This is a genomic window from Candidatus Omnitrophota bacterium, assembly GCA_028715965.1.
GTDB lineage: Bacteria > Omnitrophota > Gorgyraeia > Tantalellales > Tantalellaceae > JAQUQS01.
This window is the reverse complement of the sequence record JAQUQS010000021.1, coordinates 21,337-28,966: the sequence shown is the minus strand read 5'-3', so window position 1 is coordinate 28,966 and position 7,630 is coordinate 21,337. Positions and strand designations below refer to the sequence as shown.

The following is a 7,630-nucleotide window of genomic DNA, read 5'->3' as shown; positions in this document are numbered from 1 at the left end:
GTGCTTATTTCCGTCGGAATGCTCGCGCTCACGGGCAGGGAGATATCCCTTCCCGTAATAGCGGCGCTCCTCACGGTCGTAGGGTATTCCATAAACGATACCATAGTGCTTTTCGACCGGATAAGAGAGGACAGGAAGTTCATGCGCAGATCATCCCAGGAAGAGATAATCAACGCCAGTATAAACCAGACGCTGTCGCGTACGGTGCTGACGTCGGTCACTACGCTTCTTGTCGTGCTCGCGCTCTTTTTCTTCGGCGGGAAGGTGATAAACGATTTCTCGTTCGTGCTCCTGGTCGGCGTAGTGTTCGGTACGTATTCATCTATATTCATAGCCAGTCCGCTCCTCATTGACTGGCCGACCAGAAAATTGAATGTCAAAAGATGACACCGGGCAAACTGGAACAGGATTATGAGCATGGTACCAGAGCTTCCTGGGTAGGTATAATAAGCAACATCCTGCTTTTCTGCGTGAAGTTGTTCGCGGGGATAGCGGGCAGGTCCCAGGCCATGGTCGCGGACGCTTTTCATACGCTAAGCGACCTTTTGACCAGTATAGCTGTTCTTGTCGGGTTCAATATCGCCAGTAAACCTCCTGATGAACACCATCCTTTCGGCCACGGTCGCGCGGAATCGATAGCCGCTAAGATAGTGTCGTTGATACTCATTGTTACGGGTGTGGGAATAGCCGTTTCAGGTGTACATGTCATAATCGACAAGGATTTCCATGATCCGGGATGGATAGCCCTTATCGCCGCGGTATTCTCCATAGTGATCAAGGAGATCTCGTTCAGGTATGTTATCAAGGTGAGCCGCGAGATCAGGAGCACTTCACTGGAAGCGGACGCGTACCATCACAGGAGCGACGCGCTTTCCTCAATAGCCGCTTTTATCGGCATAGCGGGGGCGAAAATGGGGTATACGTACCTGGATCCCCTCGCGGCCATAGTGGTAGCGGGCTTTATAATCAAGAACGGCGCTGACGTGTTCCACAAGGCCTACGATGAGCTTATGGACGCGGCTCCGCCCGATGACCTTATGCGGGAGATCGAGGCGGTCATAAGGTCCGTGAACGGCGTGGAGCATATCGACTATCTGGGTGTGCGTAAGACCGGCATAGAGTTCTTCATCAGTGTTACCGTCTGTGTTGACGGGAGTAAGACCGTGCTTGAGTCACATGAGATCACCATGCTCGTCGAAGAAGCTGTCCGCCGTAAACTGCATAACGTCAAGGATATAACCATCCACGTGGAACCATGCAAATGAAAGCCGGCCATATAGATATGCGCAAGAACTGGAAAATATACGACGAGAACCAGAGGCTCCAGAAAGTGCTGAGCGAGGAGATAGGTATATCTCCTTTCTTCGCGCAGCTCTTGTTGAACCGCGATCTGCTGGACCCGGACAAGGCCAAGGAGTTCCTTTTCGGCGGATTGGCGGCGTGCGCGGACCCGTTCCTGATGAAAGACATGGCTAAGGCCGTTGACCGGATAATGCTAGCGGGAAAAAACAACGAAAAAGTCCTGGTCTACGGCGATTATGATGTGGACGGCGTTACGTCGACCGCTCTTCTTTATGACATACTTACGCGTATGGGAATAGCATGCGAGACCTTCATCCCCAATCGCCTGGAAGAGGGGTATGGCCTTAATATCCGGGCCATAGCACTGGCCCGTGATCACGGGATAAAACTCCTCATAACGGTGGATTGCGGGATAAATTCCGTCGAAGAGGTCAAGTGCGCGAATGAGTACGGGATTGATGTCATCATTACCGACCATCATGAGGTTAAGGGAGAAGAACGTCCTCCGGCTTTGGCGACCATAGATCCTCACCAGCCGGATTGCGGGTATCCATATAAGACGCTTGCCGGGGTAGGTGTGGCCTATAAACTGGCCAAGGCCCTTATGAAGGATTCGCCGCAGGTAGCGGACGGTCATCTGGATCTTGTGGCCCTCGGTACCATAGCCGACGTAGTGCCGCTTAACGGTGAGAACAGGATACTCGCGAAAAGCGGACTGGGTAAGCTCAAGATGACCGAGAAAGAAGGGATAAAAGCGCTCATGGAGATATCCGGGATAGTCCCGGAAAAGATCACCTGCAGGCACATAGGGTTCGGGCTGGGGCCGCGTATAAACGCCATGGGCAGGGTGGGGTCCGCGAACGTAGCGCTGGAACTCCTCCTGGCGAAAGACCCCTCGACGGCACGGCAGCTGGCGCGCAGGTTGAACGACGAGAACAAGAACAGGCAGAACATAGAGAAAGAAATATTCAAGGACGCATACCAGAACGCGAAAGACAGCCATGACCCAGACAGGGATAACATCATAGTCCTGGCCGGGGAGTCATGGCATCCCGGGGTAATAGGGATAGTAGCCTCGAAACTTTCGGAAGAATTCCTTAAACCCGTGATACTTATAGCCATGGACGGAGAGAACGGTAAGGGCTCCGGGCGCGGGGTCGAGGGATTCGATCTTTTTTCGGCGATAAACGCCTCATCGGGATACCTCGTGGATTTCGGCGGACATGAGCAGGCCTGCGGCATAAAGATCAAGAGGGACAATATCGAAAAGTTCAGGGAAGCCATTAACGCGGCCGCGCCCGAACATTTTGTGGAAAAAGGGCATACGGTCCCTGACCTTAAGATAGACATGAAGATACCTTTCTCGCATATAGGGGTAAAGCTGGTGAACGAGCTTGAGATGCTAATGCCTTATGGCCCCGACAACAGCGAACCGGTTTTCTGCACAGGCGGGGTGAGGGTGAAAACAAGGCCCAGGGATATCGGCAGGAGCGGGTTCAAGTTCCTTGTTTCCTGCGGCAATATGACATGCGAAGCCGTAACTTTCAGGAAGAATGATGTGGATAAGCCGGAACAGGGCGACATCATCGACCTGGCGTACACTCCCTCCATAAACAGCTGGAACGGGATAGATTCCATACAGCTGAACATAAAAGACCTTCACAAAATATAGATACGCGGTATATACCCCGCGAAAAAAAAGACCCGGCATTATTACATGCCGGGTCTTCAAAGTAGTCCAAAGAACTGGGTTAGACGACCTTACGGACCTTACCCGCTTTGAGGCATTTGGCGCATATCTTTATTTTCTTCGGTTTGCCATCTATAAGCGCGGTTATGGACTGCGTGTTGGGGAGGAAACGCCTAAGGGTGTTCCCGGTTATCCTCTGGCCAACGCCGCCTTTACTTTTAGCCATACCTCTACGGCTTATCGTCTTGCCGCTCACGGGTTTTTTACCACAAACATAACATTCTCTTGCCATCTCATGACCTTTCTCTTATAATTCTCTAAAGAGGCGTCTACGTATGCCTCCAGAACAGCCGCTGTTCCTATGATATTTCACCATGAACAGTAGCAGATAATAACATATTAGACCTTATTATGCAAGAGAAAAACCCTCCAAAGAACATACCGGTGCGATTTATAAAAGGGGTAGGCCCCCAAAGGGCCGTTGTCCTCAATAAGGCCGGTATACGTACGGTCGAGGACCTTTTTAATTATCTCCCCAGAAGATATGAGGACCGCAGCCGGATAGTCCCCGTAAAGGATGTCGTCGTCGGGGAGTATAATACCGTGACCGGCAAAGTGCTTAAAAAGAGCGTGTTTACGGCTAAGACCGGGACCCGGATATTCGAGATAGCGGTGGGTGACGGTTCGAACCGGGTTTTCGCGGTATGGTATAACCAGCCTTATATGCAGAAGGTGTTCCAGCCCGGGCAGAGGGTGGTGTTGTATGGTAAATGCGAGGTCCAGCGCCGTCTTCAGATAGTGCATCCGGCTTATGAGATATTGGAGGCCGACGAGGTCAAGAAGGACTCGCTGGACATCGGACGCATAGTTCCGGTATATCCGCTTTCTGGCGATCTTACGCAAAAATACCTGAGGAAGATAATATACGGGGCCATACACGGCCATCTTCCCGGTATAGTGGAATCCCTGCCGGCCAGGGTCATTACCAGAGGAAAACTCGTGGACCTCAGGTTCGCTGTCGAGAACATACATTTTCCGTATTCCATGGACAACCTGGAACGAGCGTACAGGAGGTTCGTTTTCGAGGAGTTCTTCACCCTGCAGGTCGCCATGGCGCTCAAGCGGCGCGCGTTCAAGTCCAACGGTATCAGGCATGAAGTGGAAGCCGGCAGGGTCGAGTCCTTTTCGCGCGCGCTGCCGTTCGAACTGACGGACAGCCAGAAAAAATGCGTAAAAGAGATCGAGAATGACATGTCGTCCGGCACGCCTATGTACAGGCTGCTCCAGGGGGATGTCGGGAGCGGGAAAACGGTCGTCGCCATGTACGCCGCGTATCTTTGTGCCGCCGGGGGGCATCAGGCCGCCGTTATGGCTCCTACGGAGATACTTGCGCGCCAGCATTATGTGTCCATGAGCCAGATATTCATGCCTATGGGTATGAACGTAAGGCTTCTTGTGAGCGGCATGGACAATAAGGACAGGGAGAGCGTCGAGAAGGAGATAAGGTCCGGGGAAGCGGACCTCGTCGTTGGGACACATTCGCTCATACAGGAAGGTGTGGAGTTCAGGGACCTGGCGCTCGCGGTCGTGGACGAACAGCATAAATTCGGCGTGATGCAGAGAAAGTCCCTGCGCAAAAAGGGGAAAACCCCGGATATGCTTTTTATGACGGCGACGCCTATTCCGCGGAGCCTGGTGCTTTCGCTTTTCGGGGACATGGACGTATCGACTCTTAAGGAAAAACCGGCCGGACGGCAGGATGTCGTTACGTACTGGGTGGAAGAGGACCGGCGTGGAAAGGTCTACGAGTTCATACGCGAGGAGGTCGCCGCCGGGCGGCAGGCGTATGTTGTCTATCCCCGGATCAAGGCGTCGGAAAATGAAGATAAACGCTCGGCGGAAAAAATGTTCGAGGAGCTTTCCCGCGGGGCGTTGAGCGGTTTGCGCCTGGCGATGGTACATGGAAGGATGGCTTCGGGCGAGAAGGAAAGAGTGATGAGGGAATTCAAGGCGGGAAAGTACGACGTCCTGGTCGCTACGACCGTTATCGAAGTGGGGATAGACGTTCCGAACGCCACAGTGATGCTGATAGAGAATGCCGAGAATTACGGGCTCGCGCAACTGCACCAGCTCAGGGGGAGGATAGGACGCGGTAAGCACGACTCGTTCTGCATACTTATGGGGGACACCAGGACCGACGCGTCAGGGGAGCGCGTAGCCGCCATGACGTCGACGGATGATGGTTTCAGCATAGCCGAAAAAGACCTGGACATACGCGGTCCGGGAGAGTTCTTCGGGACAAGGCAAAGCGGTCTTCCTGAACTCAGGTTCGGTGATATATCGAAGGATTTTTCCATAATGGAAGAGGCTCGGAGGGAAGCGTTCGAGGTGGTAGCGGAAGACCCGGGTCTTGCCGACCCCAGGAACGCTGTCATAAAAGAGAATGTCATGCTCAGGTTCTCTTCGGTGATCAAGGGTCCGGCCTCACAGGAAAGAATTAATTGACCGGACCTTCGCGATATGGTCACGCGGGTATAACGCTAGATGTTCATAATTTCGCGACAGAGGGGGAATGCATGCGCGAGGAAGGATACCTTCGCATAGTCGGAGGGGAGTTCAGGGGGCGAAGGATAAAACGTCCAGTACTCGGTTCGGTCCGGCCAACGAAGGACCGGATACGCGAAGCGGTCTTCAACGTGATCGCCAGCGATGTCCCGGGATCTATTGTGCTGGATCTTTTCGCCGGTAGTGGCGCATATGGGTTCGAGGCGATCTCAAGAGGGGCGCAAAAAGCCGTTTTTGTGGAATCGGACCCCAGATGCTCGTTGGTCATTAAAGACAATGCCGGTAATTTGGATGTAAAAGATAAAACAGGTATTTTAAGCGCGGATGCTGAGTCGGTTATCATGAAAATGGCCGGTCGGGAAGAGCGTTACAACATCATCTTCGCCGACCCGCCATATAACAAAAATTTGGCCAGAAAAACCTTGCTAATGATAAATCAATATGATATATTAATGCCTTCTGGAATACTAATATTAGAACATGACGTGGCGGAGGATGTCCCTGATGTCTGTGGGGGCATTTCTATTTTAAAACAAAAGACTTACGGCGGAACCAGGGTGTCTTTTTTTCTTAGAGACCAATCATGAACAGGATAGCTGTATATCCGGGTACTTTCGATCCAGTAACGTACGGTCATATTGACGTCGTTAAGAGGGTCAGCTCCATATATGACAAAGTATATGTGGCCGTAGCGCATTCACGGGATAAAAAACCGCTTTTTACCGTCACTGAACGTATGGATATGCTTAGAAACGCGGTCTCCGCCTATGAGAATGTCACTGTGGAGGATTTTGACGGGTTGGTGGTCAAATACGCGGCTTTGAGGTCCGCGAAGGTCGTGGTGCGCGGGCTCAGGATGATATCGGATTTTGAATATGAGTTCCAGATGGCGCTAACGAACAGGAAACTGGCGCCGGATATAGAGACCGTGTTCATGATGCCGAACGAGTCGTATTCATACCTGTCCAGTAAGCTTATCAAGGAAGTGGCGCGGCTCGGGGCGGACGTTTCGAGTTTTGTCCCGAAGAACGTGGAAATAAAACTGAAGGAAAAGATGGAAATATGAAAAGACTCTTAGCTCTCAGGGAAAAGGCGAAAAAGGAGATAAGGAAGATAGTCCTGCCCGAAGGAGAGGACGAAAGGGTGCTGCGTGCCGCTTCTTACATGGCGAAAGAAAAGATAACGGACGTTACCGTGCTCGGCAAAGAGGACGATATCCGCGGTATGGCCAAGAAACTTTCGATAGATCTGGGGGGGGTCGCTCTTCTTGATCCCGCTACTGATCCCGCGAGAGAAGAGATAATAGACCTGTATTTCAAGCTGAGAGAGAGAAAAGGCGTTACCAGGGAAGATGCCGAAAAACTTCTTATGGGCAACTTCGTTTTTTACGGGGCCATGATGGCCAGGCTCGGCCGGGCCGACGGGTTCGTGTCGGGAGCCTCGCACACCACGGCGGATGTAGCCAGGGCCTCCATACAATGTTTGTCCCTTGACAGGGAAATAGGCACTGTATGCAGCTCTTTCGTGATTGAATTGGAAGACAGCCCGTTCGGAGAGAACGGGCTTTTTATATATGCCGACTGCGGTATAATCCCTTACCCGAATTCAAGGCAGCTTGCCGGTATAGCCATAGCGACAAGCGATCTTTTCAATAAACTTTTCGACGTGGAGCCCAGGGTGGCTCTTCTCAGTTTTTCCACTAAGGGTAGCGCGGAAGGCGAGTCCGTGGACCTCGTGAGGGCGGCTTTGGGGAAGGTCAAGGAAAAGCGCCCGTCCATGCTGGTCGACGGGGAGCTCCAGCTCGACGCGGCGATAGTTCCTTCCGTGGCGGAAAAGAAATGTAAGGGCAGCCCGGTGGCGGGTAAAGCGAATGTATTGATCTTCCCATCGCTGGACGCCGGTAATATAGCGTATAAACTTACCGAGCGGCTTGCCGGAGCCAAGGCCATCGGACCGATAATCCAGGGTATGGACAAGCCGTGTAGTGATCTGTCGCGCGGATGCAGCTGGGATGATGTCGTTGACGCGGCGGTGGTAACGGCGGTAAGGATGCAGGGAAAGTGAGCCGAAGGG

At 52.5% G+C, this 7,630-nt stretch carries 8 protein-coding genes; 7 read left to right on the top strand and 1 reads right to left on the bottom strand.

Going from position 1 to position 7,630, the window contains the following annotated elements:
* The 3 genes from secF to recJ form a co-directional block, all read left to right on the top strand.
* The coding region (secF, locus tag PHH49_07535; GenBank protein MDD5488787.1) for a protein translocase subunit SecF at window positions 1–387 on the top strand (387 nt) is incomplete at its 5' end.
* The gene (locus PHH49_07530) at window positions 384–1,265 is read left to right on the top strand and encodes a cation diffusion facilitator family transporter (protein ID MDD5488786.1); all 882 of its coding nucleotides are present in this window, start codon (window positions 384–386) and stop codon (window positions 1,263–1,265) included. The genes secF and PHH49_07530, both read left to right, overlap by 4 nt.
* Window positions 1,256–2,974: a single-stranded-DNA-specific exonuclease RecJ gene (gene recJ / locus PHH49_07525; protein ID MDD5488785.1), complete on the top strand. Its 1,719-nt coding sequence runs from the start codon at window positions 1,256–1,258 to the stop codon at window positions 2,972–2,974. Before PHH49_07530 ends, recJ begins: the two co-directional genes overlap by 10 nt.
* 79 nt (window positions 2,975–3,053) lie before the next feature.
* Here recJ and rpmB read toward each other — a convergent pair whose 3' ends face one another.
* Window positions 3,054–3,284: a 50S ribosomal protein L28 gene (rpmB, locus tag PHH49_07520; protein ID MDD5488784.1), complete on the bottom strand. Its 231-nt coding sequence runs from the start codon at window positions 3,282–3,284 to the stop codon at window positions 3,054–3,056.
* A gap of 119 nt (window positions 3,285–3,403) precedes the next feature.
* Here rpmB and recG point away from each other — a divergent pair, with 119 nt between their 5' ends.
* The 4 genes from recG to pta all read left to right on the top strand — a co-directional run bounded on the left by recG (window position 3,404) and on the right by pta (window position 7,621).
* A complete protein-coding gene (gene recG / locus PHH49_07515) occupies window positions 3,404–5,497 on the top strand; it encodes an ATP-dependent DNA helicase RecG (GenBank protein MDD5488783.1) in 2,094 nt (697 codons plus the stop codon).
* 71 nt (window positions 5,498–5,568) lie between these two features.
* Entirely contained in the window at window positions 5,569–6,144 is a 576-nt protein-coding gene (gene rsmD, locus PHH49_07510; GenBank protein ID MDD5488782.1) for a 16S rRNA (guanine(966)-N(2))-methyltransferase RsmD, read from the top strand.
* Window positions 6,141–6,623, top strand: a complete 483-nt coding sequence (gene coaD, locus PHH49_07505; protein ID MDD5488781.1) for a pantetheine-phosphate adenylyltransferase — start codon at window positions 6,141–6,143, stop codon at window positions 6,621–6,623. Before rsmD ends, coaD begins: the two co-directional genes overlap by 4 nt.
* Entirely contained in the window at window positions 6,620–7,621 is a 1,002-nt protein-coding gene (gene pta, locus PHH49_07500; protein MDD5488780.1) for a phosphate acetyltransferase, read from the top strand. The genes coaD and pta overlap by 4 nt, the downstream gene beginning before the upstream one ends.
* Window positions 7,622–7,630 lie beyond the last annotated feature (9 nt).

Coding starts and splice junctions, on each gene's coding strand:
- recG (MDD5488783.1), top strand. CDS start 3,404: ATGCAAGAGAAAAACCCTCCAAAGAACATACCGGTGCGATTTATAAAA.
- rsmD (MDD5488782.1), top strand. CDS start 5,569: ATGCGCGAGGAAGGATACCTTCGCATAGTCGGAGGGGAGTTCAGGGGG.
- pta (MDD5488780.1), top strand. CDS start 6,620: ATGAAAAGACTCTTAGCTCTCAGGGAAAAGGCGAAAAAGGAGATAAGG.
- PHH49_07530 (MDD5488786.1), top strand. CDS start 384: ATGACACCGGGCAAACTGGAACAGGATTATGAGCATGGTACCAGAGCT.
- rpmB (MDD5488784.1), bottom strand. CDS start 3,284: ATGGCAAGAGAATGTTATGTTTGTGGTAAAAAACCCGTGAGCGGCAAG.
- coaD (MDD5488781.1), top strand. CDS start 6,141: ATGAACAGGATAGCTGTATATCCGGGTACTTTCGATCCAGTAACGTAC.
- recJ (MDD5488785.1), top strand. CDS start 1,256: ATGCAAATGAAAGCCGGCCATATAGATATGCGCAAGAACTGGAAAATA.